This is a genomic window from Pseudoalteromonas sp. A22, assembly GCF_018141345.1.
Lineage (GTDB): Bacteria > Pseudomonadota > Gammaproteobacteria > Enterobacterales > Alteromonadaceae > Pseudoalteromonas > Pseudoalteromonas maricaloris.
Genome location: NZ_CP047237.1, coordinates 447759 through 473430, shown reverse-complemented (window position 1 = coordinate 473430; position 25672 = coordinate 447759). Strand labels below are relative to the sequence as shown.

Annotated in this window: 23 protein-coding genes; 18 read left to right on the top strand and 5 right to left on the bottom strand. The window is 43.8% G+C overall.

What is annotated here, in order from left to right; genetic code table 11:
- The 17 genes from GSF04_RS01945 (at position 1) to GSF04_RS01865 (ending at position 19829) form a co-directional block, all read left to right on the top strand.
- A complete protein-coding gene (locus GSF04_RS01945) occupies positions 1-327 on the top strand; it encodes a DUF2946 family protein (protein ID WP_045987649.1) in 327 nt (108 codons plus the stop codon).
- Positions 328-707: 380 nt separating this feature from the next.
- Positions 708-1817 carry an efflux RND transporter periplasmic adaptor subunit gene (locus tag GSF04_RS01940; RefSeq protein WP_211857345.1) on the top strand — a complete coding sequence of 370 codons (1110 nt, stop codon included), beginning with the start codon at positions 708-710 and terminating at the stop codon, positions 1815-1817.
- A gap of 13 nt (positions 1818-1830) precedes the next feature.
- Positions 1831-4959, top strand: coding sequence for a CusA/CzcA family heavy metal efflux RND transporter (locus GSF04_RS01935; RefSeq protein WP_211857343.1), 3129 nt, complete (start codon positions 1831-1833; stop codon positions 4957-4959).
- 57 nt (positions 4960-5016) lie between these two features.
- Entirely contained in the window at positions 5017-5901 is an 885-nt protein-coding gene (locus tag GSF04_RS01930) for a cation diffusion facilitator family transporter (RefSeq protein WP_211857342.1), read from the top strand.
- A 107-nt stretch (positions 5902-6008) separates the two neighbouring features.
- On the top strand, positions 6009-6527 hold the full coding sequence (locus tag GSF04_RS01925) for a hypothetical protein (protein ID WP_211857341.1): 519 nt from the start codon (positions 6009-6011) through the stop codon (positions 6525-6527).
- 14 nt (positions 6528-6541) lie between these two features.
- Positions 6542-7153, top strand: a complete 612-nt coding sequence (locus GSF04_RS01920; protein ID WP_211857339.1) for a superoxide dismutase — start codon at positions 6542-6544, stop codon at positions 7151-7153.
- Between the two features lie 142 nt (positions 7154-7295).
- Positions 7296-8654 carry an AlkA N-terminal domain-containing protein gene (locus GSF04_RS01915; protein WP_211857337.1) on the top strand — a complete coding sequence of 453 codons (1359 nt, stop codon included), beginning with the start codon at positions 7296-7298 and terminating at the stop codon, positions 8652-8654.
- Complete coding sequence (locus GSF04_RS01910; RefSeq protein ID WP_039491647.1) at positions 8651-9112, top strand: methylated-DNA--[protein]-cysteine S-methyltransferase; 462 nt, start codon at positions 8651-8653, stop codon at positions 9110-9112. The genes GSF04_RS01915 and GSF04_RS01910 overlap by 4 nt, the downstream gene beginning before the upstream one ends.
- 104 nt (positions 9113-9216) lie before the next feature.
- Positions 9217-9942: an amino acid ABC transporter substrate-binding protein gene (locus GSF04_RS01905; protein ID WP_249122359.1), complete on the top strand. Its 726-nt coding sequence runs from the start codon at positions 9217-9219 to the stop codon at positions 9940-9942.
- 56 nt (positions 9943-9998) lie between these two features.
- Entirely contained in the window at positions 9999-10577 is a 579-nt protein-coding gene (locus tag GSF04_RS01900; protein ID WP_010374832.1) for a thymidine kinase, read from the top strand.
- Positions 10578-10756: 179 nt separating this feature from the next.
- Positions 10757-12151 carry an ATP-binding protein gene (locus tag GSF04_RS01895; RefSeq protein WP_211857335.1) on the top strand — a complete coding sequence of 465 codons (1395 nt, stop codon included), beginning with the start codon at positions 10757-10759 and terminating at the stop codon, positions 12149-12151.
- 401 nt (positions 12152-12552) lie between these two features.
- On the top strand, positions 12553-13809 hold the full coding sequence (locus tag GSF04_RS01890; protein WP_039491639.1) for an HlyD family efflux transporter periplasmic adaptor subunit: 1257 nt from the start codon (positions 12553-12555) through the stop codon (positions 13807-13809).
- Between the two features lie 14 nt (positions 13810-13823).
- The gene (locus tag GSF04_RS01885) at positions 13824-14546 is read left to right on the top strand and encodes an ABC transporter ATP-binding protein (protein ID WP_045964506.1); all 723 of its coding nucleotides are present in this window, start codon (positions 13824-13826) and stop codon (positions 14544-14546) included.
- A gap of 3 nt (positions 14547-14549) precedes the next feature.
- A complete protein-coding gene (locus GSF04_RS01880) occupies positions 14550-15863 on the top strand; it encodes an ABC transporter permease (protein ID WP_211857334.1) in 1314 nt (437 codons plus the stop codon).
- 18 nt (positions 15864-15881) lie between these two features.
- On the top strand, positions 15882-17084 hold the full coding sequence (locus GSF04_RS01875; RefSeq protein ID WP_211857333.1) for an FtsX-like permease family protein: 1203 nt from the start codon (positions 15882-15884) through the stop codon (positions 17082-17084).
- A 106-nt stretch (positions 17085-17190) separates the two neighbouring features.
- Positions 17191-18531, top strand: a complete 1341-nt coding sequence (locus GSF04_RS01870) for a sigma-54 dependent transcriptional regulator (protein WP_211857332.1) — start codon at positions 17191-17193, stop codon at positions 18529-18531.
- 8 nt (positions 18532-18539) lie between these two features.
- Positions 18540-19829, top strand: coding sequence for an ATP-binding protein (locus GSF04_RS01865; protein ID WP_211857331.1), 1290 nt, complete (start codon positions 18540-18542; stop codon positions 19827-19829).
- Between the two features lie 39 nt (positions 19830-19868).
- Here the strand turns inward: GSF04_RS01865 and GSF04_RS01860 are convergent, their stop codons facing one another.
- From GSF04_RS01860 to GSF04_RS01840, 5 genes are all read right to left on the bottom strand, one after another.
- Positions 19869-20513, bottom strand: coding sequence for a 2OG-Fe(II) oxygenase (locus tag GSF04_RS01860; protein ID WP_211857329.1), 645 nt, complete (start codon positions 20511-20513; stop codon positions 19869-19871).
- Positions 20514-20576: 63 nt separating this feature from the next.
- Positions 20577-21050: a low molecular weight protein-tyrosine-phosphatase gene (locus GSF04_RS01855; protein ID WP_039491626.1), complete on the bottom strand. Its 474-nt coding sequence runs from the start codon at positions 21048-21050 to the stop codon at positions 20577-20579.
- 128 nt (positions 21051-21178) lie between these two features.
- Positions 21179-22348, bottom strand: a complete 1170-nt coding sequence (gene hmpA, locus GSF04_RS01850) for an NO-inducible flavohemoprotein (RefSeq protein WP_211857328.1) — start codon at positions 22346-22348, stop codon at positions 21179-21181.
- A gap of 25 nt (positions 22349-22373) precedes the next feature.
- Positions 22374-23591 (bottom strand): NnrS family protein, encoded by a 1218-nt coding sequence (locus tag GSF04_RS01845; protein ID WP_211857327.1) that lies wholly within the window; start codon positions 23589-23591, stop codon positions 22374-22376.
- Entirely contained in the window at positions 23592-23816 is a 225-nt protein-coding gene (locus tag GSF04_RS01840; protein WP_010374807.1) for a hypothetical protein, read from the bottom strand.
- 161 nt (positions 23817-23977) lie between these two features.
- Between GSF04_RS01840 and norR the strand changes: the two genes are divergently transcribed.
- A complete protein-coding gene (gene norR / locus GSF04_RS01835) occupies positions 23978-25540 on the top strand; it encodes a nitric oxide reductase transcriptional regulator NorR (protein WP_211857326.1) in 1563 nt (520 codons plus the stop codon).
- The last annotated feature ends 132 nt before the right edge of the window (positions 25541-25672 follow it).

Sequence of the window (25672 nt, the reverse complement as noted above, 5' to 3'; positions counted from 1 at the left end):
TTGAATAAGCTAATCCTGATTTTTGTGATGCTTCTACTTGCGGTGCAATCCGTAAGTGTATTTGCGTCTGAATCTAGCTTCCATCAAATCGAAGTGTCTCACCTCCAACATACTCACGACCATGCTGAAGATGTGCAAGCAGACTCCAGCGGACATCATACAAAAGATTGCCACCACTGTGGTCATTGCAGTGGGACGCATTTGAATTTAGTGATTTTAAAATCTTTTATCCCCTTTGAAATGCGACCAAATAGCGAAATTTATCCTCAATCAGATACCAAAGTGCGCGCTTTTGTAGAGCAAGCACATCGTCCACCGATCGCTTAAGTAGCGGTTATCATTGAAGGTGTGATCTCAATTTAACTTAACTAACCTGAGTTTAGGTTGATGAGTAAATTGATAAATCCAACTTAGCGCAAATTCGTGTTTGTGAGTAAACAGCTAGGCCTGTTTTCTATGCTTAGTTCTGCTTTCAGTGGTACTGCCTACTCCGTTTATACCAATTGTATTAAGTCAATGAGCTACGTTAACACTAATTGGTATTACTCCTTCTTAGCTGATGGCGTTGATTTCAGATAAATCACGTCTGCTTGAGAAGCGCATTCTTGTTCGCGAATTGGCACTGTAAAAGCAATGCTTGGTGCAATTCGCTAAACAAGCTAACGGTTTTGAACGTCAACTTACGTTCTTGAGTAAAAGAGTATCGAATGACAAACTTTAAAATTTTCTCCATCTATTTCGCGGTGAACGCGCTTTTTAGCTCGCTGGCATATGCCGGCGACGGTCATGAAGAACATGAAGAGGAAGAAAATGCCATCGTACTAACGCAACAGCAGATGCGTTTTGCCGGAATTCAGACCAAGGAAGTCAAGCTGGAAAGCCATGAGCGTTTTTATTTTGCACCTGGGGAAGTAAAAGCCAATGGCTATACCAGCTATTTAGTATCGCCAAGAGCCGATTCAATCGTCTTAAAGCGACACACTACGCTTGGTTCTATGGTTAATGTTAACGACCCACTTATCACCTTATTCTCAGAGGCAATGGCGCAGGCCCAAGCGCAGTATTTGGTCGCTTCAACAGAGTGGGATAGAGTTAAACGCTTAAGTAAAGAAACCATCAGTGAGCGTGAACGCGTTCAAGCAAGTGCCGATTTTAGTTCGGCTTATTCAAAGTTGTTGGCACTTGGAGTAACAGAAAAGGAGATTAGAGAAATAGCCACTAAGCCCGCCAGTGAACTTGGCCAATATACGCTCGTTGCTGAGCGCGAGGGGGTGGTAACTCAAGATGCCTTTACTCAGGGCCAGCATGTTGCTTCTGGCACAACTTTAATGGCAATCACTGATGAAAGCGAGCTATGGGTGGAAGCCCGTTTACAACCGAACTCTCAACTTTCGTTAGCTGTTAACTCTAAAGCATTGATTGGCATAGAAAATCAGCAATATGCGGCTCGCGTTATCCAAGAAGCGCATACTATCGACCCCATTACTCGAACCAGACAGATCCGCCTATTGGTTGAAAATAGTGACGACAAGCTACACGCAGGGATGTTTGTAAACGTCAACTTTATCATACCTTCAAAGGAGTCAACCATTGCGCTACCTGCAGACGCGTTAAGTCGCGGTCCTGACGGTGATTGGGTGGTGTACATCGAAGAAGCGCCCGGCGAGTTCCATCCCAAAGAAGTGACTTTAGGTGAAGACTTTGGCGCTCAGGTTGAAGTTATCGGTTTGGCTGTGGGTGAGCGCGTGGCCGTAACCGGAGCGTTCTTTATTGCCTCAGAACAAGCCAAATCAGGCTTCGACCCGCATAACCATTAAGGGGAGCCTCATTATGTTTAATCGAATTATCGATTGGTCTGTAAACAATCGGCTTCTAATTATTCTTTTTTTACTCGTTATCACAGCAACGGCTGGTGTGACTATTCCAAAACTCAACTTAGATGCGTTTCCCGATGTAACGAATGTGCAGGTTGCGGTGAATACTGAAGCGCCGGGACTGGCAGCGGAAGAGGTTGAGCAGTTAATCACCTATCCAATTGAGGCTGTGATGTATGCCTTGCCTGATGTGCAGCAAGTGCGTTCAATTTCTAAAACAGGTCTATCTGGCGTTACGGTGGTATTTAAGGAAGGTACCGATATCTATTTTGCCAGACAGTTGGTATTTGAGCGCCTCCAAGCTGCAAAGGAGTTGATCCCAAGTGGTGTGGGTACGCCGGAAATGGGGCCAAATACATCCGGGCTTGGGCAAGTATTTCAATATATGCTGATGAGCGAGCCGAACTCTGAATATGATGCAATGGCCTTGCGTAGTCTCAATGACTGGGTGGTCAAGCTGTTAATTATGCCAATTGACGGAGTAACTGATGTATTGGCTTTTGGCGGCGATGTGCGTCAGTATCAAGTCAATATCGACCCAAATAAGCTATTGGCTTATGCACTCACTCAGCAAGATGTGGTGAGTGCCATCGAGCGTAATAACCAAAATGTCGGCGGCTGGTATTTAGAGCGCGGTCAAGAGCAGTTGGTGATCCGCGGAACTGGCTGGTTTCAAAGTGGGGAGAAGGGGATCCGGGAGATTGCCAACGTACCCGTCAAAACCATTGATGGCACGGTCGTGACTGTGGCTCAGGTTGCCACTGTATCGATTGGTGGAGAAATCCGTCAAGGCGCGGTGACGATGTCTAGAAAAAGCGCCTCTGGTGAAGTGGAACAGCTCGGTGAAGTCGTAACAGGTATAGTGCTTAAGCGAATGGGAGCAAACACCAAAGCAACCATTGATAGCATTAACAACCGCGTGGAACTTATTAATAAAGCACTACCTGAAGGGGTAAGGTTTGAGCCGTTTTACGATCAGTCTGATTTAATCAGCAAAGCAGTACAAACAGTCGTTGAAGCCTTGGCACTGGCATTTATTTTTATCGTTGTGGTGCTCGCGCTATTTTTAATGAACCTGAGAGCGACTTTTCTGGTGCTCATCTCAATTCCTATTTCAATTGCCATTGCACTTGTGGTTATGGCGTGGCTTGGCGTCTCGGCCAACTTAATGTCGCTAGGCGGTATCGCAGTCGCGATAGGGATGTTAGTTGACGGCTCAGTGGTGATGGTAGAAAACATCTTTAAACACCTAACAAGGCAAAAGGAAAGTGATGACTTTTCTGTAGGACTCATTGTTGAGCTCGCAGGAAAGGAAGTGGCAAGGCCAATCTTTTTTGCTGCCAGTATTATTTTAGTGGTGTTCACCCCGTTATTTAGTTTTGAAGGGGTTGAAGCTAAATTATTTCAGCCTATGGCAATCAGTATTATTTTGGCTGTCATTGCGGCGATATTTGTTGCCCTTATCATTGTCCCAGCGCTTGCGACCTACTTATTTAAACATGGTGTTAAAGCGCGAGAGAGTATTATTCTCGTCGCGCTAGAAAAAGGCTACCGCTGGATGTTAAATCGAGTGTTGCATAGGCAAAAGTTGTTGATGGCAATGGTCATATTATTGATGGCGGCGGCCGGTTTTACGTTCACTAAAATTGGTACCGAGTTTGTCCCTGAACTTGAAGAAGGCACCATCAACTTAAGGGTAACGCTGGCACCATCCGCCAGTCTTGAAACCGCGCTTAATGTTGCGCCTGAGCTGGAAAAAATGCTGCTCACTTTTCCTGAAGTAAACTACGCGCTAAGCAGAATTGGTCGAGCGGAGATAGGTGGCGATCCTGAACCGGTAAATAACATTGAAATCTATATTGGCCTTGCGCCAGTAGCACAGTGGCAAAGCGCAAATAATCGCTACGAATTACAAGCTTTGATGGAACAAAAGCTGTCGGCTTACCCCGGCTTACTGTTTAATTTTTCACAGCCTATTGCGACGCGTGTCGATGAATTACTCTCAGGTGTTAAAGCGCAGTTGGCGATTAAGTTGTTTGGCCCAGACTTAGCTGTGCTTGCAAAAAAAGGTAAGGAAATTGAGGCTGCCGTGGCGCAAGTTGAAGGAACAGAGGGCGTACAACTTGAGCAAATAGCTGGTGAGTCACAGCTGATCATCACCCCAAAACGTCAAGCGTTATCGCGCTATGGTTTAGCTGTTGGCGACGTTATGGCATTAGTGCAAGATGGCATTGGTGGCAGTAAAGCGGGGCAGGTCATCAACGGTAACGAACGCTATGATATTTATGTCCGCTTGGCACCTAAGTACCGTCAAAGCAAACAGACCATTGAAGAAATACGTTTACAATCAAGTTCAGGGGCGTGGATCCGGTTGGCTGATGTTGCGAATGTTGAATATCAATCTGGTCCACCGCAAGTAAGGCGAGATGACGTTCAACGTCGAGTGGTGATCCAAGCTAATGTGCAAGGTCGGGATATGGGCAGTGTAGTAAATGATATTCGCGCGGCTATTGATAGTAAAGTTGACTTACCAACAGGTTATGGTGTTGAAATCGGTGGTCAATTTGAAAACCAGCAACGAGCACAAAAGCGCTTAGCAATCGTGGTGCCGCTATCTTTGGCGCTAATAGCACTCCTACTTTACTTTGCATTTGGTTCAATTGCTCAGGCTGCGCTTATTTTAGTGAATGTGCCGCTTGCGGTCATTGGTGGGGTATTTTCTTTATATATTTCAGGACAATATCTATCGGTCCCAAGCTCGGTTGGGTTTATCACCTTATTCGGTGTCGCGGTACTCAATGGTGTGGTCATGGTTGAGAGTATAAACCAGCGATTGGCTGCGGGAGAATCGCTTCATTCAGGTGTCTTTGAGGGAGCAATTTCAAGGCTTAGACCCGTGCTTATGACTGCGATAACCTCAGCACTTGGACTTATTCCTATGCTGTTATCGACAGGAGTGGGCGCTGAAATTCAAAGGCCGCTTGCCAGTGTAATTGTTGGTGGATTATTAACGTCAACCTTGCTGACTTTGTTTGTATTGCCAGCACTTTATCCACTATTCTCAAAGCAAATTAAAAATTCGTAATGCCTGTGGGGGCCAGTGAAAGTGGCCCCTTCTTCGGATCAATAAATAGGATTGAGTATGTCTCATGCACATCATCACCATCATGGAAACAAGCTCGGTTGGGCCGTATTTGTTAATATTCTACTGAGTGTCGCGCAGGTCGTTGGTGGCATTCTTTCTGGCAGTCTCTCTTTGGTTGCTGATGCGTTACATAATTTAAGTGACGCCGGTGCGCTTATTATCGCGTTAGTCGCTCAAAAAGTTGCAAGAAAGCCGGCCTCACTTGAACTCACTTATGGCTATCAACGCGCTGAAATAATCGGGGCGTTAATAAATAGCGCGACACTCATTGTTGTTGGGGTTTATCTGCTATTTGAGGCGATTTCTCGATTTTTAAATCCAGAGCCAATTGATGGCTGGATAGTGGTGTGGCTCGCGGCCTTGGCGTTAGTTATCGATGTTATCACAGCGCTTATTACCTATTCTGCAGGTGCAAAAACCAGCCTAAATATTCGTGCGGCATTTATTCACAATGTTTCTGATGCTGCGGCTTCCGTTGCGGTGATCGTGGCTGGAACATTAATCATCTTATATCAATGGTATGTGGTGGATCTTATCGCCACTGTGTTGATCTCCGCGTACGTGATTTACCATGGCGTAGAACTGAGTAAAAGTAGTATTAGAATTCTCATGCAGGCAACGCCAGATAATATGAATATTCAAGAAGTGAAGGAATACCTTGAGACTCAAGAGAATGTTAAGACAGTAAGCCATATTCATGTTTGGCAGCTCAATGAGCATGAATATATTTTAGAGGCGCAAGTTGTCATTACGTCCTTGAGCGACCAAAGCACGCTAGTGCGGTTAAAAGAGGGGTTACAGTCGCGGTTTGGATTGTCGCATACCACACTTGAATTAACCGAGGACTCTTTGGTAACACATCAGTGTGTAGAAATTAAATAAATACAAATGAAAATGGTTTGCATTAATGTTTGTGTGATCGTATAGTGCCCCAATAGCTTATACTGGTTTGCTTGCACAAGTAAGCTAGTTCGGTAATAGGGTAGAATATGAAAAATCGCATGGACCTTAGTGCAAATCGCTTCGCCAGCGGAGCTTGCGCGTTATCTTCAGTGCTGTCACCTTGGCAAGCTAAAATACTCTCTGGTAATCAAGCATATCAAGCGCAAATATTTCTGCGTGCTCGTGACGAATATCAAGTTGCATTGACACTCGCAACAGGTATTTTAGATGAGTTTTTATTATGTCAAAAAGACAGTGTCGTGATGAGTGCCATAGCGCACAGTTTACCTGCCGTCGTGGTATCCGCGCATAATCTAGCTGACACCTTTATTGCACTTGATCAACCAAATAGAGCGTGCCAGCAACTTATCTCAATCCATCTGAAGATACATGCAACCTACCTTGAATATAACAACGAACTTGCACCTATCGTCTTGCATCATTTGCATAAAACTCGACAAGAGTTAATCCATTTTGCAAAACGCTATCCGCACTTACCTGAGCTGATTCATCAAATTAACGAAGCGATGCTGGTTACGCACCTGCATTCTCGCGTTTTACATTAACATTTGGAGGTCGAATGGCTTATACCTTACCTGAGTTACCGTACGCATATGATGCACTGGAACCACATATCGACGCGAAAACGATGGAGATCCATCATACTTTGCATCATCAGACATATATAAATAAAGCAAATGCCGCGTTAGAGGGGACGGAGTTCGCAGGCAAAGACACCGAAACGTTGCTGAGAAATATTAAAACGTTACCTGAAAACTTACAAAAAGCAGTGCAAGAACATGTCGGCGGGCACAATAACCATAGTTTGTTCTGGCAAATTATGACTCCAAATTATGCGCCTCTATGTGACGGGCCGTTAAAACAAGCGATAGAAAGTGAGCTCGGTGGTTTTGATAGCTTTAAAACTGAATTTACAAACGCTGCTGTCAGTCGATTTGGCAGTGGCTGGGCATGGTTAGTTGTAGATGAAAATGGCAAGTTAGCGGTGACGAGTAGTCTTAACCAAGATAGTCCCTACATGGAGCAGCACACCCCAATATTGGGTTTAGATGTGTGGGAACATGCTTATTACCTCAAATATCAGAATCGTCGACCAGAATACATCGCGGCTTTTTACAACGTCATTAATTGGTCCGAAGTCGAGCGCAGATATAATCAAGCAATAGGTTAGTACTTTTCTTATTTCCTCAGTTAGTTAAGCCCCTAGTGGGCTTTTTTCATGAATACTCCAAACATGGTTGAGTACCAAAAATGGCTAGTTTGCTATAGTGATAGCTATTAGACTGAGTGAAAACGAAGTACGAGCGAAAGTCATGTATACACCAGAAGTTTGTTCTCAAGCTAGAAATAGTCGCGATGCTAGATTTGATGGGTTGTTTTTTGTTGCGGTCAAGAGCACCGGCATTTATTGTCGGCCAATATGCCCAGCACCTGCTGCAAAAGAAAAGAATGTAGAGTATTTTCAATTTGCCCACAATGCTGCGCAAGCAGGCTTTAGGCCTTGTATTCGCTGCCGTCCCGATAGTGCACCGGGTAGTTATGCATGGCTTGGCACTGAAACAACCGCAGTTAGAGCCAAAAAGTTAATCGATGAGGGAGCCTTAATACGTCATTCGACAGAAGACTTAGCCGATAGGTTAGGCATTTCGGTCCGTTACTTAAATAAAGTATTCAATCAATACTTTGGTACCAGCCCCAAACAATATGCACTTTATAAGCAATGTGACCTAGCTAAGCAGCTGTTACAGCAAAGTGACCTTCCTGTTACGCAAGTCGCGTTTGCCGCCGGCTTTAACTCATTGCGACGCTTTAATGATGCATTCCAAAAGCTGTATCAGTTATCACCAAGTCAACTCAGACAAGACGCAGGTAGTGGCTCTACCATTGCGATTTACTTATCCTATCGACCACCATACAACTGGGGTAAAATGCAGCAGTTTTTAGCAATGAGAATTGTGCCAGGTATCGAGTGGTTAACAGAAAACAGTTATGGGCGAACCGTCATGATACAAGGTGAAACAGGGCGTTTCACCGCGACAATCGAGCCTGAAAAACATCGCTTTAAAGTGGCTATCGCGCTCAGCGATTTATCCTTGTTAGTTCAGATGATTGCACAGATCAGGCGGGTGTTAGATTTAGATGCGGACACCTGTTTTATTGAGTCTCACCTTCATGAAGCCGCGCCTGATTTGCCGCTACAAGAGGGACTCAGATTACCCGGGATCTGGAGTGAGTTTGAAGCGGGCATGAGAGCTATTTTAGGTCAACAAATCAGTGTTCACGCGGCGAGAAACTTACTCGCTTTATTGGTCGAAACGCTCGGTGAGGTGGCTGAAGATGGCATGCGTTATTTCCCTAAGCCTAAGGCCGTATTTGATAGTGATCTTGCCTTTTTCAAAATGCCTGAGCGACGAAAGGCGGCTATTAAAGCTTTTGCTGAGCAATACGTTGGTTCGGAACATATTGAACTTGATAACTGGTTAAATATTAAAGGTATAGGTCCTTGGACTGTCGACTATGCAAAAATGCGCGGATTGAGTCACCCAGACATATACTTGGGTGGTGATTTGGGTGTCAAAAAGGCAATGGAAAAATCCTTAAAAACAATAGATATTGAAAAGTGTGCTCCTTTTCGTTCTTATCTAACTTTTCAACTATGGCAACAATTATGATTGAAACTACATTAGCCTCACCCACTGGAGAGTGGATAATACAAGCATCCAACAATGGTTTACGATATGTCGGCTTTTTTCCAAAAGCGCGCTACGAGCAAGGGGAAAATCGGCATACAGAAATGGCAAAAAAACAGTTAACAGAATACTTTGCTGGCAAACGCCAACGCTTTGATGTGGCGCTTGATGTGGATGGTACGCACTTTCAAAAGCAAGTCTGGCAGGTGTTGGCACAAGTACCATTTGGTGAAACGCATAGCTATGGTTGGATAGCTGAGCGCTTAGGTAACAAAAATGCTGTTCGTGCAGTTGGCGCTGCTAACGGCAAAAATCCAATTAGTATCATCGTGCCTTGTCATCGCATTATTGGTGCAAATGGCAAACTAACAGGATATGCTGGCGGACTTGAAGCGAAAGAGTGGTTGTTACAACATGAGGGAGTGAGCTTCAAAAAATAGAGTATACTAGTGGTTAATCGTTGTTATTTCGATTTACTACATGTTTGGAGTGAATGTTGAGACTGCTATTTATTGCTTTTTGCGTTTTTACTTCGTGGGCCTGTATGGCAACAGAGGTTCGCTTTTGTTATGAAGATAAACATGCTCCACCCTTTATCCATGGTGCAGGACAAACTGTGCCATCGGCAAATCCAGGCGTCACGATCCAGATAGTACAACAGCTTGACGAGCACGTAAAAGAGGTGAGCTTCACCTACACTCGAAAACCATGGAGCCGTTGTTTGCATGAGCTGGAAAATGGCAAAGTTGATGCTGTGGTGGCAAGCCATCGAGCGTCTAGAGAAGGGCAAATGGAGTATCCAAAGAATCCCGATGGCACGATTGCACAGCAATATGCAATTAATCGGATCAGCACTTGTTTACTCAAAAGCAAAACTAACAAAGCAACATTAAATCTGAGCAAAGAAATAGAACTCGCAGTCCCTCGTGGCTATGCTATTCGAGAAAGTATGCCTAAGCATTTTTCCATATTTGAAACCGACTCGTTGGAGCATGCTATTGCACTGGTTGAAAATGAATTACTTGATGCGACCATTGGCCTTTGCCAAATCGGTAATATGCCTATCACATTATCGCCCCCCTTTAACCACTTAGAAGCGGTTTTTCCACCGTTAGAAACGTCGTTTGGTTTTATGGCATTTTCTGAGCAGTTTTATCAGCAGCACCCTGAGTTAAGCTGGCAAGTGTGGCGTGCAAGTCAGCTTATTAACCTCGATACCTTATATAGTGAGTATTTGCGTTCGCAACCCAGCCAAATGGATAAGCAATAGATCTTTTAATCGTTAGCCAGTAAACTAGCGCGAATTTGTATTTCGAAATATCTATTATGGCCCAGCTTTATTTTTACTATTCGGCAATGAATGCCGGTAAATCTACGACTTTATTGCAGTCAGCATTTAACTACCGAGAGCGAGGCATGCGCCCGTTTATTATCACCGCTGCAATTGATAACCGTGCTGGAGTGGGCAAAGTAGCGTCTCGTATCGGCTTAGAAGCTGAGGCGCAAGTTTTTGAAAGCCAAACAGATGTGAAAGCATTACTGATGTCTGCCCATACAGAGAATAAAATTGACTGTGTATTGGTAGATGAGTGCCAGTTTCTAACAAAAGCTCAAGTCGCAGAGCTGACGGATATCGTCGATGAGCTGCGGATCCCGGTATTATGCTATGGTCTTAGAACTGACTTTCGTGGTGAGCTGTTTGAAGGCTCGCAATATTTGCTGGCGTGGGCAGATAAATTGATTGAGCTAAAAACCATCTGTCACTGCGGTCGCAAAGCAAACCGAGTGCTTCGCACCGATGAGCACGGTAAAGCTATTGCGGATGGCGATCAAGTTGTGATTGGTGGTAACGATAGGTATGTTTCTCTTTGTAGAAAACACTATAAGGATGCCCTAAGCGCATAAGTATATTCAAACCTGATGTACTGTGAAGAGTGGCTTCTTAACAGTACAGATCCCGTTCTTGTCACTCAGCATTTCTTCCTACCATAGTGCTAAATATATACCATTTTATGGTGCGAATAATTTGGTAAACCTGCGGATTTGTACCATCCTTAAGAAATAGGAGTAAGGGTGTCATTTTAATGAGTCAGCAGCCATTATCTTTCTTAAACGTTTCAGAGCCTGATGAACAAAGCCTAGGTGAGTGTGCATCTCCTTGGGTCGTGTTGATTGTCGATGATGAACCTGAAGTCCACGATGTGACTAAACTTGTGTTAACGGCTTACAGGTTTGAATTAAAACCGCTTGAACTACTCCATGCCTACAGCAAAAAAGAGGCAATTGATATCCTTAGCAATCGAGATGATGTTGCATTAGTGTTGCTCGATGTCATCATGGAAAGCGAAGAAGCGGGTTTAGAATGTGCGCAATACATACGTGAAGAACTTGGCTATCATAACGTGAGAATAGTACTACGCACCGGCCAGCCCGGCAGTGTGCCGGAACATGAAGTCATGCTGCGCTATGATATCAATGACTATAAAAACAAAACTGACCTCACAAAATCTCGTCTATTCACTATGTTAACTAGCTCGCTGCGCTCTTATCGAGATTTAAATCGACTTGAGTTGTTGACCGATGAACTAACCAAACTTAACGAAGGATTGGAAGAAAAGGTCAAGCAGCGCACCCATGAACTTGAGTCGTCAAATGATGCCTTAAGAGAGGCATATAATCGTATTGCTGAGCAGCAGCAAGCCTTAATCCAATCAGAAAAGCTCGCTTCAGTAGGACAGTTTGCTGCTGGTGTAGCCCATGAAATAAATAATCCGCTTGCGTACTTAAAAAGTAACTTAGAGTTTGTACAAAGTTCGTTGGTTAAGTTGTATCGAGCTTGGCAATTTTTGGCAAATAACTCGCAACTCTCGCCTGAATGTGCAAAATCGCTGAGTGAATTGGAAAAAGAGTATCAGCTAAACTGGGCTTTGAGTGAAAGTGATGATGTGATGGCTGAAATGCACTCAGGACTCGACAGAATTCAACTGATTGTTAAAGAGCTGAGTGTGTTTTTTGAGAGCAATCAAACTCAGTTTCAGCAAGTAGAATTCTATTCTCAAATTATGGATTCTGTGATGATTAATTTGGAGTTGGATGGTACAAACTTGAGCCTAATTGAATTTGAAAAAGGAGAGCGGTTTGAGTTGCACTGTGCCCCAGCACTCCTAGAACACAGTATTTACTGCCTCATAAAGAACGCTTTAGAAAGTACGGGTAGAATGCGAAAGGCCATTAAAATAAACACGAAAGTTGAGGATCAAACACTCTCTATCGATATCTTCGATTGTGGTGAGGGGATTGCGGATAAGCTGGTACATCGAGTATTTGATCCGTTTTATACCACTAAAGCCTCAGAAAAGCATGTGGGACTTGGGTTAACTATTGCATCGAATATCATTAAATCTCACGGTGGTGAACTGCTCATAAAATCTACTATCGGTAAAGGCACCAGAGCGACTATAAATTTGCCACTTATTTGAGTTCCACTCTGGTTAATGCACTCTCCAATTATTAAATCTGAACTTAAAGAAATCAGTTAGTTCGCTATCTATCCAATCCTTAGGTTATCTCTTCAGTCGATATATTAAGATGCAGAAATGTGGCGACTGACACTTATAGCGCTATAACTTTAGGTGAAGAAGTGTCCGCTGCGGACACTTTTTCCGTCCGCGGACACATTTCATCCACTTCTAAAATAAAATAAATCAATAATATCAATACCTTAAATTTTGGCACAAAGTTCGCCTCTTTTACTGCATACAAACTAATGAAGAAGATACGTTATGTGGTTAAGTACTGCTTTTTTAATTTCACCCTTGATGATGTTGGCTGTAGCAACGGTCGTGGCGGTATTTGACTCGTTAATTCGAGGAGAATCATTATGATTAAAGACACAAGCGGGCAAGACGAAGTGCTACAAACTGGTAAATCCAAAAAGAAGCTTGGTCTTGTAATAGCGGGTGTTGTAATTATTGCAGCGCTTAGTGCACAAGTCGTGTTTGGTGGACCCAATGCGAGTAGCTCCGTGGCCAAAGATAGAGTGCAAATTGCAGCCGTGACTTTCGGCGAGTTTACCCGCGATATTGCCGCCACAGGTTTTGTCGTTGCTGCAAATGCACCACAAATTTACAGTCCGGAGCAGGGTTATGTCTCTTTACAGGTTAAAGCGGGTGATAGCGTGACTCAAGGTGAAGTGCTAGCCACGGTCAAAAGTCCAACTTTAACCAACCGGCTCCAACAAGAAGAAGCGGAGCTGCAAAGACTGAGTGGTGAGCTTGAAGGGAAAAAGTTAGATGTTAGACGTCAAAACTTGGCGTTAAATCGCTCCTTAGATCTCGCTCGTGTCGAACTATTAGCGGCAGATAGAGAGGACCGACGAGCTCAGTTATCTATCCAAAAAAACCTCATCAGCCAAATTGATTTAGAAGAAGCGCAAGACGACCTCGCGCGGGCAAAATTAAACTTCAATCATGCAGAGCAAGAAGTTGCGCTAGGCAAAGATACCTTGGCCTTTGAACTTAAATCTGTTGAGAATCAGCTTGAGAGGCAACGTTTAATTGTTGAAGAATTAAAACGTCAAGTTGCAAGTTTAGATGTGATTGCGCCGGTTTCAGGCATAGTCGGTAATTTACTAGTTGATCAAAATGCGCTTGTTAATGCCAATCAGGGGTTGATGAAGCTCGTTGACTTAAGTGCTTATGAAGCCGAGCTGCAGGTTCCTGAAAGTTATGCGGCAGAGCTTGGGCTCGGGATGGCTGTCGAACTTAGGATTGGCAACCAAAATATTTCTGGCGTGTTATCTGCGATTTCTCCAGAAGTAAATAACCGTGAAGTCACCACTCGAGTACGCTTTTCGGACGAAAACATTGATGGCATTAGACAAAATCAACGTTTGTCTGCTCGGATTTTACTAGAGCACAAAGAAAACACCTTAATGGTCAAACGTGGCGCTTTTATGAGTGAAGGTGGACACATTGCTTACAAACTAAGTGGTGATATCGCTGAGCGAATTGAGATCACTACCGGTACCTCAAGCATCAGTGAAGTTGAAGTGCTTAATGGCTTACAGCAAGGCGATCAAATCATCATCAGTAGTTACGACGCATTCGAACGTGCGCCCAGCATCTTATTAAGATAAGAAGGAAAATAATAATGTTAGTTATGAATAATATCGGCAAAGTATACCAAACTGATATGGTGCAAACACACGCACTCAGAGATTTTAACCTGCAAGTAAATGAAGGAGAGTTTATCGCGGTAACAGGTCCTTCAGGCTCAGGTAAAACGACCTTCTTAAATATTGCTGGGATGCTAGAAGGGTACTCTAGTGGTCAATATATGCTAGATGGGATTGATGTTGGTAAGCTCAACGACAATCAAAGAGCTGATCTGCGAAACCAAAAAATCGGTTTTATTTTTCAAGGCTTTAACCTTATCCCAGATTTAAACTTGTACGAAAATGTTGAAGTGCCATTACGCTATCGTGGTATCAAGGCTGCTGAGCGCAAGCGCAGAATTGAAAACTGCCTCGAGCAAGTTGGTCTTGCTGGCCGCGCAAAACATTTGCCACAACAGTTGTCCGGCGGACAGCAGCAGCGTGTGGCTATCGCAAGGGCGCTTGCTGGTGAGCCACGCTTTTTACTCGCCGATGAACCAACGGGGAATTTAGATAGTTTAATGGCGCGTCAGGTGATGGAATTACTAGAACAAATTAACCGTGACGGCGCAACGATAGTAATGGTTACCCACGACCCGGAGCTCGCAAGGCGTACACCAAGAAACATCCAAATTGTAGACGGACAGGTTGCGGATTTTACTTTGTATCAAGGTAAAGATGCGGCTTCACAAGCGTTGAAATCTCAGGTAGGAGCGTAAGTTATGTTTGCCCATTACCTTGATTTGGCATGGCGTAGCCTAAAAGCCACGCCGCTTGCGACTAGCCTAATGGCGCTGGCTATTGCCATTGGCATTGGCGTCACTATGGTGAGTTTGTCTGTGTATCACATGATGTCCGCCGATCCAATTCCAAGCAAAAGTAGCAAACTCTATGCTGTACAGCTACAAGTGATGGATGAGGGACAAACCTATCATTCAGCTGATGATATTCCCTTTCAGCTGACATTTTTAGATGCGAAAAACCTGTATCAAACGCTAAACATCGACAAAAAAGTCGCGATGTTTAAATCTGGTTTTGCGGTTCATGTAAACAACCCCGAAGTGAGCCCCATGTTGCAAACGACACGGTTAATAACCCGAGAGTTTTTCGCTATGTTTGAGCTGAATTTTTTGTATGGTGGAGTGTGGAGTCAAAGCCAAGCAGACAATGCTGCACCAGTGACTGTTATTGACGAAACTATCGCACAAAAGTTATTTGGTCGCAGTGATGTGGTGGGAGAAAGTATTTATTTAGCGCAGCGAAGATATCAAGTAGTAGGGGTCACTAAGGAGTGGCAGCCAAACGTTAAAATGTATGACTTAAACAATGGCGCGTTTGCTGATGCCGAGCGTATCTTCATTCCCTTCAGTCATGCGGCAGCTTATGAGATTGATACTTGGGGAAATACAAACGGTTGGAAGCGCGAAGAGATTAACAACTTCACGGACAAAATGAATTCAGAAATGCTTTGGACTCAGTTTTGGGTTGAATTAGAGAATGAAAAAGAGCAACAAGCGTTAGCAACACAACTAGATAATTACATCCAAACCCAACAAGATTTGGGAAGATTTAACCGTAAAACACGAGAATTTTCACTTCGAAATGTCACTGAATGGCTTGAGTACAATAATGTGGTTAGTGAAGATAACAAAGTCATGATTGGTTTAAGTTTTATGTTCCTTGCTGTTTGCTTAGCCAATATTCTTGGATTGTTACTTGCGAAATTTCTTAAACGTGCCCCTGATGTTGGCGTAAGAAGAGCACTTGGCGCAAGTAAAACGCAAGTCTTTTACCAACACTTGGTTGAAGTGGCGTTGCTTGGTTTTATGGGGGGGGTGATAGGGATAGTTTTTGCTCAGCTTGGCTTATGGGGGATCCGCAAAACTAGCCATGTCTACGAAAGTCTTGCAACGATGGATGTCTCTATGCTGATAGCAGCGCCGAGCATCGCTATTGTGACTTGTATTCTTGCAGGGCTTTACCCAGCTTGGATAGTGTGTAAAACATCACCTGCTACTTATTTAAAAGTGCAATAAGGCAATAAGGAGAGTCCCATGTTGGAATTAAAACCCATTATCAATGCGTTATTGCGCTCTAAAGTCGGTGCTGTACTTGCTATCCTACAACTTGCCTTGACGTTGGCAATTGTCAGCAATTCGCTTTCTATTATTAGTGAGCGCGTCACCTATCTCAATAAGCCAACTGGCTATCCAGAAGAGTCGATAATCACCTTCAGTGTCATGTCGTTTGACGACAAGATAGATGCAAACCAGCAGCTTATCGTTGATGAGAGAATACTAAAAAGTATCCCTGGAGTTATAGAAGCCGTGGGAGTGAGCTCGGTTCCGCTTTCAGGAGGAGGCAGCAATTCGGGATTCAGCTTAACTCCAGAAGACGATGGTAAACATACAAACTCGGGGCATTTATACGCCAATGAACAAGTGATCCGTACCTTGGGCGTAAAATTGATAGAAGGCCGTGATTTCACATCTGGAGATGTCTTGATCTCAAGTGAATACGCTAAGCAACCAGATGTTGTTATTGCCAGTAAGGCTTTTACGGACGAGATATTTGGTGAGGGTAAAGGATTGGGCGAAACGATTTATTATGGTGGTGGCCCGTTAAAAGTCGTGGGGATTGTTGAGCGTATGACTAATGCTTGGCCGCGGTTTAGAAATGCTGATCGCTTAATTATTTTTCCCATGGTGAATGCGAATGGATTTCAAGATTTCTTAGTTCGCACCGATCCGAGTTTGCGTGGTGAAGTAATGAAAAGAATAGAGGCGGCGCTGCTTCAAGAAAATCCTAGTCGTGTGATCACAGGCATTAAAGGGCTTGATGAGGTGAAAGGAAAGTACAATTCTAAAGACCTATTGATGCTAAGAATGTTGCTAGTGCTAATCACTGCATTGGTCGTCGTGACGGCGCTGGGAATATTTGGTCTTACTCAGTTTAATATCAGTAAACGTACTAAACAGATTGGTACTCGCAGAGCTTTGGGGGCGCGTAAGTCTGCAATTGTTCGTTACTTTGTGGTAGAAAACCTCATTGTTTGTGCAATTGGCTTAGTACTTGGCACTGTGGCTACGGTTTTCCTAGGACAAAAGCTAATGTCTTTGTATTCAGTGCCGCCGCTAGAAGTAAGCTATATTTTGATAACGGCGCTGGGGCTTATCGTGCTCTGTATCGCGTCAGTTATTTTTCCTGCTAAAAAGGCGGCGAACATTTCACCGAGTATTGCAACAAGAAGTGTATAACCCTTATGCTAATCAGGTTGTGCGAGCAGCCTGATTAGCATTACGTAACTTGCCTTGTATTAGTTGTGCTAGTATAGGTAACACGTAATAACAAGAATAAAATCATATGGATAAAATCTTAATTGTGGATGATAACCCAGCAGTGCTTGATGCACTGTCATTGTTACTTGAGCTGCATGATTATCAAGTGGTTACCACGTGCTCACCGTTAGAAGCAATTAAAGTGGTGTCGTTTCAGCAGATTGCACTAGTTATCCAAGATATGAACTTTAGTGCAGACACCACATCAGGAGAGGAGGGGGCTGCGCTATTTCACCAATTGAAAGCATTAAATGCAAAACTCCCTATTATCTTATTAACGGCTTGGACAGAGCTCACCACGGCGGTTGAACTGGTAAAAGCAGGAGCGGCAGACTATCTAGCTAAGCCGTGGGACGATCAAAAGTTACTCACCACGATTGCAAACCTCATTGCGCTTGGTGAGGCACATAAGCAAGTTGCAAACTTTGAACGGGCTGAACAAGAACGCCAACAGTTTAATCAAGGTGCGGATTTATGCGGGTTTGTATATAAATCGGTGGCGATGCAGCGAGTCATAGATATGGCGCTGCAAGTCGCTAAATCTGATGTGTCAGTGTTAATAACCGGTCCAAATGGTAGCGGTAAAGAAAAAATCGCAGAGATCATTCAAGCGAACTCACCACTAAAAAACCAACCCTTCGTAAAAGTGAATGCAGGCGCGCTCCCAAGTGACTTAATCGAAGCTGAGTTATTTGGTGCTGAGAGCGGTGCTTATACCGGCGCGAATAAGCAGCGTATTGGTCGCTTTGAAGCTGCTGATAAAGGCACGTTATTTTTGGATGAGATTGGTAATTTACCTCTTCCTGGGCAAACAAAATTGCTACGTGTTTTGCAAAGTGGCGAGTTTGAGAGGTTGGGTTCAGTCGAGACAAAAAAAGTCTCGGTTCGTGTCATCTCAGCAACGAACGCGGATCTGCTAGCGGATATTCGAGGGGGGAAATTTCGTGAGGATCTATATTATCGCTTAAATGTCATCGAGCTAAACTTACCCGCGCTGTCAAAGCGAGTGGATGATATTTTACCTTTGGTCGCGCATTTTTTACCTGCAAGGGGGCTTACTTCGGATGCCCAGCAAGCATTATGTGAACACCCTTGGCCTGGTAACGTACGGGAGCTTGAAAATGCCTGTAAACGGGCGGCTGTATTGAACCCTGATGGCGAGCTCAGTGCGAAGGATTTTGGTCTTGATGTGCAGGCAAATACAGCACAAGTTAGCGTATCACATACCATACGAGAACCCAGTAAAGAAGAATTGGAGCAGGCGCTCAAGACTCATCTTGGTGTGATTGCGAAAGTGGCGCGACACTTTAACATGAGTAGACAAGCGCTTTATCGTCGCTTGCAAAAGTTTGGCATTGAATATTAAGGACAATAATGACGACATCGCAGCAACATGCATTGATCATAGCTATCAGTATTATGATTGGCCTTATTCCTTTATGGTTTTTACTCGATGATCACAGCGGTTTCATTGTAATAGTACTGGGCTCCGTCAGTGTTGCGCTTGTGCTGTATAAACTATTTATGCGTGAAAACAAAGCGGGGTGGGAGGCATTAGAAGTCGGCTTGATGAACTTTAAAGATGGCGAATTTTCTACGTCCATTACCTATAACGCTAACAATGAGCTCGGTCGACTGTGTCAGCTATTCAATGAAACGGCAAAACAGTTAAGAGATGAAAAACAATGGATTTATCAGCGTGAGCTGATGCTTGATAAAGTGCTAGAGTCGTCACCTCAGGTACTTGTCCTCGTCGACTCACAAGATGTGGTGGTATTTGCCAACAATAGTGCAAAAACGTTTTTTAACTGTGAGCATCGCCTTGAAGGTGAGCGTTTTAGTAAGTTGTTATCCGGAGTTCCCGATGAACTTCAGCACGCTGCAAACAACCAACTTGATGGCTTGTTCTCAATACAAAACAGCTGTGGTGAGTCGCAAATGTGGCATCTCGCCAACGGTGAGTTATTACTCAACAACCACTTTCACAAATTATATATTTTTAAGCAATTCACTCGAGAGTTGAGCCGCCAAGAAGTGCAAGTTTGGAAGAAAGTGATCCGCATCATTAGCCATGAGTTAAACAACTCATTAGGGCCTATTTCATCTATGCTGCACAGTGGACAGATCTTGGCTGAACGCGTGGATGAACCTAGGCTAAGTCGAGTCTTTGCGACGATAGAAGAGCGCATTGTGCACCTTAGTGAGTTTGTTCAGGGCTATGGTAAGTTCGCTAAACTTCCTCTGCCAAACATTGAATCTGTGGATTTGCAGGTTTTGTGTGAGCGGCTGCAAAGCCATTGGTCATTCCAATATCAGCTTAATCAAACGCAATTACAGGCGGACACGACACAGTTAGAACAGTTACTTATTAATTTGATAAAGAATGCGACCGAGTCTGGCTCAGAGATAGAGGAAATCTGTGTTCAATCTGAGCAGCGCAGCGACGAAGCTTATATTTGGGTGCTCGATAGAGGCGAAGGCATGAGTGACACTGTGATGGCGAACGCCTTAATTCCATTTTACTCTACCAAAGCGTCAGGAACAGGGCTTGGTTTAGCGCTGTGCAGAGAAATTGTGGAAGCACACAACGGTAAGATCAGCCTCTATAATCGCGAAGGTAAAGGTTTGTGCGTCGAAATTCGGTTACCGAACAAATTATCCTGAGTTTACTCAGGATAATAAACTTAAGACTGAGCTCATCAATTATTTTGGTGGATCAATCGAATGATTAATGCTGGCGTTAACCCTAAACCACCCTGCAATTGAATAGCGCTTTTCGTTGGCAACCAGTACTTCATGAGGAAATTCATCACTTAAAAAGGTAACTAGCGTGCCGTAACTTGGCAGTACCGTTGTGAGTATCTCGTCGTGATTATCGGGATTGTAAACAACTAGTTCGCCGCCATTGTCTGACGCCCAAGACTGATTTAAGTACAATACCGTGGTCAGAATTCGGTTGGTCTTTCCCTTAAAGGCGTCCATATGCTTTTTGTAAAACGCCCCTGGAGGATAAATGGCAAAGTGGCTTTCATAACTAAAGAGTCCCATAAACAGCCGTCTGTTTAAATAGGACTTTAGCTCGCCCATGTAGTTGAGCCAAACAGATTCCAACTCATTGCTGGTGTCTAACCAGTGAATTTTATCTCTGCGAATTTTCTTATTTTGCTCGTGAGAGGCTAAACGACCAATTCCAGCTTGCTTAAAGTCGTCACTGCTGAGCTCTGCTATTCTCAATTCTAACTTGGATAAAACGTCGGGACTGACAAAATTTGGCAAAATACTAATGCCTGTGGTTTGTAAGTCCTGAGCTAATTTCTCGAACGGAAATTCTAAGTCTAAATCTAACAATAGCGACGCCTCTGAAAAAGGTCTTTTTACCGCTTTGTTTGGTACCGATCCAGCGAGTTAATTTCACCTTGTCGATAAGCGAATTTTGTTAATGATGTTTTCACTGGCGGCTTCGATTAAATCAAGCACATGTTCAAAGCCACGTTCACCACCATAATAAGGATCAGGCACTTCATGCTCAGTCATGTCACCAAACGCTAAAAACAGCTGAACTTTATGCGCTAAGTCGTTAGGACAAATGGAGAGTAGATCGCGGTAATTAGCGTTGTCTGCACACAAAACTAAGTCGTAATCTTCAAAATCGCTGGGTTTTACTTGCTGCGCAGATATGCCTGAAAAGTCATACCCTCTTGCGCTGCCTGCCGCGACACTTCGTGGATCTGGAGGGTTACCTTGATGATAGCCAATGGTGCCAGCGGAATCGATACGGATTGTTAACTCTGTTGCTGCGAGTTTATGCTTTAATACCGCCTCCATAGTTGGAGAGCGGCAGATATTACCCATGCAGACGACTAAGATACTAGAAATTGCGCTCATATTGTTGTCCTTCAAGTACGCTTTTATACCAATAGTATTCATTCTCCAAGTCTACCGACTTTTTAATTCAGAGCAAAATATAAGGCGCCGGCTAATACCAACAGTATTAGGGCGCCAAATTTAACTCGTTAGTTTGGAAGGTTTTCGTGAGGACCGAATACCTCATAGAATATTTGCTCGGCTTGTACACCGGCATTCATCAGTTGGGTTTTGATAAAGCACATAAAGGCAACCGGACCGCATAGGTAGAACTCTCCATCTGTGAGCGGCAAAGTATCTTTGATTGCGTTGATATCCATCAGTCCGGAATGCGTACCGTCGGCTTCTGACTCCAACCAAGTAACCACATTAAAATCTCGGATATTGCTACCAAGATCATTGATTTCTTGGTTGAAACCTAAGTCACTGTGAGTTTTATTCGCGTGTAAAAAGTGTGCTTCGACTTCAGGTGAATGTTGGCTATGAACACCAAGCATGCAAAGCATAGGGGTTATTCCAACCCCTGCGCTAATGTATACCTTTGGACTGGCTGTGTGTTGTCTGACAAAGTCTCCAGCTGGTGGAGTGAGCTTGAGGGTGTCGCCCGCCTTAAGTGTATGAAGATATTGCGATACTGCACCGTCGTGTTTAGTAGAGATCCTAAGGTACGAACCATTGGGGGCAACAGACAAAGAGTATTGGCGGATCTGCTGAAACCCTGCCACTTCTTTTGGTACAAAGACAGAAACAAATTGTCCAGCTTGGTAATGAGGTAGGGCTTTACCGTCGACAGGCTTGAGATAAAAGCTTTTAATATTTTCAGTATTGCTTATCACCTTTTCAATTGTAAATTCACGAGTTCCTTGCCACCCACCTTGCTGCTCAAGCGCGGTTTGGTACAGGCCATGCTCTGCGGTGATAAATAAATCGGCTAAAAACTGGTAGGCACTAAGCCAAGCTTGCTCTATTTCATCTGTGAATTGATCGCTGAACTCGGCTTTGAGCGTTGCAATTAAATGTCGGCCAACAATAGCGTATTGCTCCGGTAAAATCCCAAGGCTAACGTGCTTATGGTTGATACGTAAAATGGCGTCACTGAGCACTTCTGGTTGATCAATGTAATTGGCATAGGCCGCTAATGCTGAAAATAGTGCCAATGGCTGTTTTCCCGAAGCTTGATGGGATTGGTTGAATACCCCTTTTAACTCTGGGTGTTGATTGAACATCCGATGATAAAACTTGGCGGTGATCTCGGGACCAACCTGAGCCAATAGCGGTGCACTTTGTTTTACCAACTCAATCGTATTGTGTGTAAGCATTAATATCTCCAGTTTGAGAGTAGAGTTAACCTATTCGCCCATCGACGCGTTTTTGTATCAGCATGGGCGTGAAGGTAATGGAAAAAAGCATAAAACCAAAAATCCAAGTCACAGCACTTAATAGCCATGCATTGTGCGGGTTTATAAAATGAATAAGGAATGCGCGGATAAGACCTGATACCGCGATACAGATAAATGCCAGTGTAGTTGTCGTGCCTACCTGTAATAGTCGACCAGTGTGGCCCAAGGTAACGCGAGTCATCATGGCTAAGATCATTAATCCCATGCCATTAATTGCCACTAAGTGAAGGTGGCTACGTAAATGCTCTGGTGCAAAGGTATTGTTGTATGCGTTAATTATTAAACCCACTGCGATTGCACAATATGACAGGTACAGTGACCAAAGCAGCGGTACGTTAAATAATTTACCGTTAAACCAATAAATTGCTCTTATCGAGTGCAGTAGCCCAAGGAGCAGAAGTGCAGCACTCAAATAGTGAGTATTGGGTATTGTAAACTGCAGGATATAGGTGAAAACGCAGATGATGGAGAGGTAAAAGATCGCCCTGTCTAACCTTGGAGTATGTGGTTTTTGTGCTTGCTGCAATCCTCGGGCAATAAAAAACGGAATAACGCGGCCACCCACCACACCAATCAACAGCATGTAAGCAATAAGTGTTGCTTGGCTTGCAGCGCTTAGCAATGAGAAGTGCTGGTTGTGAAGTAAAATTAAAAATACGATGTTGCAGCCACACAACATGCTTACAGCAAAAATAAAAACACGATTGTTTTTGGATTTTGCATCAACAATTACGCTCGTTAAATTGAATAGTATAATGAGCCAAAAACTCAGTTGTAGTAGCAAGGTGATGATGATTGATGGAGTTGCCACAAAAAAGCTCAGCCTAGCGGCACACCAAATAATACAGAGTGACAGCAGTGCGCCACCATGTAATGTCTGTCTTTGCGTCCAATTTTTTGCTGCGGTTAGCAAAAATCCGGCGACGACAGCACCGCCAAAGCCAAACAGCATCTCGTGGGCGTGCCAATAGGTCGCTGGGTAGCCATTACGCCAAACAACATTGCCATTGAGCAATAAAGCCCATACAGAAATGCTCACGACAGCGAATAACCCCGCGAGTAAAAATAGCGCTCTAAAGCCGAGCATCAACACGGGCCAAGTAGATGGTAAATACCAACACACTGCTTTTGGACTGGGCTCTTCTAGTTGGATTAAACTCATTTATTTAACCTCCAAACCTAGGTGGTATAGACAAACAAGGCGGATGACGTAGGCGAGCTTAATCAAGGCGGCCAATACGATAGTACTAATATGTGCTGCAATTTGTGAGAAGAGGCTGAAGCTTTCAACGCTAAAAAAACTCACTTGCAGTGACAGCATAAACGCTGCGAGAGAAGTGAAAATGGCGATGTTGCTATATCTTAAAAGTTGGTATGCACGGCTCATCGTTAACTCTGCGAATGTTGATATATAGACTGCACATTGCAGGTGTCACGCCAACTTTAAAATGCTATATAAATCATTGTATTAGTATTCTATTATTGATATTTGAGTCAAATTGACCTATCTTAATTAGTGTTTATTTGAATAAATTGAGTCTTTTTGACATGAATTCGTTAGCACTCTCCAAATTGCTTGAGCTTAGTATGTCGTTATCACGACTTTCGTTGGCGCAAGAAGGCCGCGAGGTTAAGCAATACGCTAAGTCCTTGCTTTCAGCATTGAGTCAATCTGTTACCGCTGATGCCATCGCCATTCTTTATGGCGATCAGCATGCATTAACTATCCTAGCTTGCAATGGGTTGAGTGCGGACGCTGTTGGGCGGCAATTTTTGCTTACAGAGCAACCTAGATTGAAGTCCATTTTCGAGTCTGACGAACTAGTTAGTTTTCCTGCCAATAGCGACTTACCCGACCCTTACGATGGTCTGTTGCTCGCCGAAGAAAGTCGCTTACCAGTGCATGCCTGCATGGGATTTAAGGTCGCGCTCCAAAGTAGCACCTTATTGATGACGTTTGATTGTCTTAAACCGGATAGCTTTGAGCACTTGTCTGAGGTTTATATGAAAACCCTACAAGCAATTGTCTCAAGTAGTGCATTACGCATGTTTGAGGCTGAGCGCCTCTATGAGCAAGCACGTGCATCTACACTTACCCAATCTCAAAAGTCCGTTAAAAAGCAAATTTTAGTAGGAGAGAGTGCGGTGATGCACTCGCTTAAATCAGAAATTGAACTGGTTGCTGGTTCTGAATTTAATGTTCTTATTCAAGGCGATACGGGAACGGGTAAAGAGTTGGTAGCAAAACACGTACACTTTAATTCCCAACGAAATGACAAACCGTTTGTACAAATTAACTGTGCGGCGCTACCTGACTCGATAGCAGAAAGTGAACTCTTTGGTCACAAAAAAGGGGCGTTTACTGGGGCCGATAAAGACCGGTTAGGCAAATTTGCAGCCGCGGACGGCGGCACGCTGTTTTTAGATGAAGTTGGTGAGCTGAGTTTGACTTTACAGAGCAAACTATTACGTGTGCTGCAAAGCGGTGAGGTGCAAGCGGTAGGTGCTGACCACATTCATATTGTCGATGTTAGAGTGGTTGCTGCGACTAATCGCGATTTAAAAGAAGAGGTGAGGCGCGGAAAATTTAGGGCTGATCTTTATCATCGCTTGAGTGTGTATCCTTTATTTGTCCCTCCACTGATCGAAAGGCTAGATGACATCCCGCTGCTGGTTGGGTTCTTTTTAGAGCAGCTAAGAGGTACGCTCAACGCAAAACAAGTGGTGATGGATAGGCAAGCACTCAGCCGGTTAATGCATTACGACTGGCCGGGTAATGTCAGAGAGCTTGAACATTGTGTCAGTCGTGCAGCGTTAAAAGCTAAACATCAACAGTGGCAGGCTAATATCATTGAGATCCATGACATAGATATCGCGCCAAAACACCATCAACAAATTCAGCAGGCTGAGTGCATGACCACGCAAGAGAAAGCACCTCCTGTCGCCATGAAATTCGCCGTCGAGCTACTACAAAAAGACATGATCGTTAACGCGATGGAACGTCATGGGTTTAATTGGTCGGCAGCTGCAAGAGAGCTGGAAATGGATAGAGCAAATTTAGTTCGACTGGCAAAGCGTTTAGGGTTGGATGTTAAAAAGCAGATGAGTTGAGTAACCGGAGCTGCTTTTATCAATCTCAATAACTTAGCAAGTTTTTTATTCAAAGTTTTGATTGAATACAAGCTGTTCAAAAAATGAAACCCTAAATGTAATGAAAATTGTTATTAATACTCTTATAAGTTG

Excerpts from the sequence above, each read along its gene's own strand:
- GSF04_RS01940 (WP_211857345.1), top strand. The coding sequence starts at position 708 with ATGACAAACTTTAAAATTTTCTCCATCTATTTCGCGGTGAACGCGCTT.
- GSF04_RS01935 (WP_211857343.1), top strand. The coding sequence starts at position 1,831 with ATGTTTAATCGAATTATCGATTGGTCTGTAAACAATCGGCTTCTAATT.
- GSF04_RS01930 (WP_211857342.1), top strand. The coding sequence starts at position 5,017 with ATGTCTCATGCACATCATCACCATCATGGAAACAAGCTCGGTTGGGCC.
- GSF04_RS01925 (WP_211857341.1), top strand. The coding sequence starts at position 6,009 with ATGAAAAATCGCATGGACCTTAGTGCAAATCGCTTCGCCAGCGGAGCT.
- GSF04_RS01920 (WP_211857339.1), top strand. The coding sequence starts at position 6,542 with ATGGCTTATACCTTACCTGAGTTACCGTACGCATATGATGCACTGGAA.
- GSF04_RS01915 (WP_211857337.1), top strand. The coding sequence starts at position 7,296 with ATGTATACACCAGAAGTTTGTTCTCAAGCTAGAAATAGTCGCGATGCT.
- GSF04_RS01910 (WP_039491647.1), top strand. The coding sequence starts at position 8,651 with ATGATTGAAACTACATTAGCCTCACCCACTGGAGAGTGGATAATACAA.
- GSF04_RS01905 (WP_249122359.1), top strand. The coding sequence starts at position 9,217 with ATGGCAACAGAGGTTCGCTTTTGTTATGAAGATAAACATGCTCCACCC.
- GSF04_RS01900 (WP_010374832.1), top strand. The coding sequence starts at position 9,999 with ATGGCCCAGCTTTATTTTTACTATTCGGCAATGAATGCCGGTAAATCT.
- GSF04_RS01895 (WP_211857335.1), top strand. The coding sequence starts at position 10,757 with ATGAGTCAGCAGCCATTATCTTTCTTAAACGTTTCAGAGCCTGATGAA.
- GSF04_RS01890 (WP_039491639.1), top strand. The coding sequence starts at position 12,553 with ATGATTAAAGACACAAGCGGGCAAGACGAAGTGCTACAAACTGGTAAA.
- GSF04_RS01885 (WP_045964506.1), top strand. The coding sequence starts at position 13,824 with ATGTTAGTTATGAATAATATCGGCAAAGTATACCAAACTGATATGGTG.
- GSF04_RS01880 (WP_211857334.1), top strand. The coding sequence starts at position 14,550 with ATGTTTGCCCATTACCTTGATTTGGCATGGCGTAGCCTAAAAGCCACG.
- GSF04_RS01875 (WP_211857333.1), top strand. The coding sequence starts at position 15,882 with ATGTTGGAATTAAAACCCATTATCAATGCGTTATTGCGCTCTAAAGTC.
- GSF04_RS01870 (WP_211857332.1), top strand. The coding sequence starts at position 17,191 with ATGGATAAAATCTTAATTGTGGATGATAACCCAGCAGTGCTTGATGCA.
- GSF04_RS01865 (WP_211857331.1), top strand. The coding sequence starts at position 18,540 with ATGACGACATCGCAGCAACATGCATTGATCATAGCTATCAGTATTATG.
- GSF04_RS01855 (WP_039491626.1), bottom strand. The coding sequence starts at position 21,050 with ATGAGCGCAATTTCTAGTATCTTAGTCGTCTGCATGGGTAATATCTGC.
- hmpA (WP_211857328.1), bottom strand. The coding sequence starts at position 22,348 with ATGCTTACACACAATACGATTGAGTTGGTAAAACAAAGTGCACCGCTA.
- GSF04_RS01845 (WP_211857327.1), bottom strand. The coding sequence starts at position 23,591 with ATGAGTTTAATCCAACTAGAAGAGCCCAGTCCAAAAGCAGTGTGTTGG.
- GSF04_RS01840 (WP_010374807.1), bottom strand. The coding sequence starts at position 23,816 with ATGAGCCGTGCATACCAACTTTTAAGATATAGCAACATCGCCATTTTC.
- norR (WP_211857326.1), top strand. The coding sequence starts at position 23,978 with ATGAATTCGTTAGCACTCTCCAAATTGCTTGAGCTTAGTATGTCGTTA.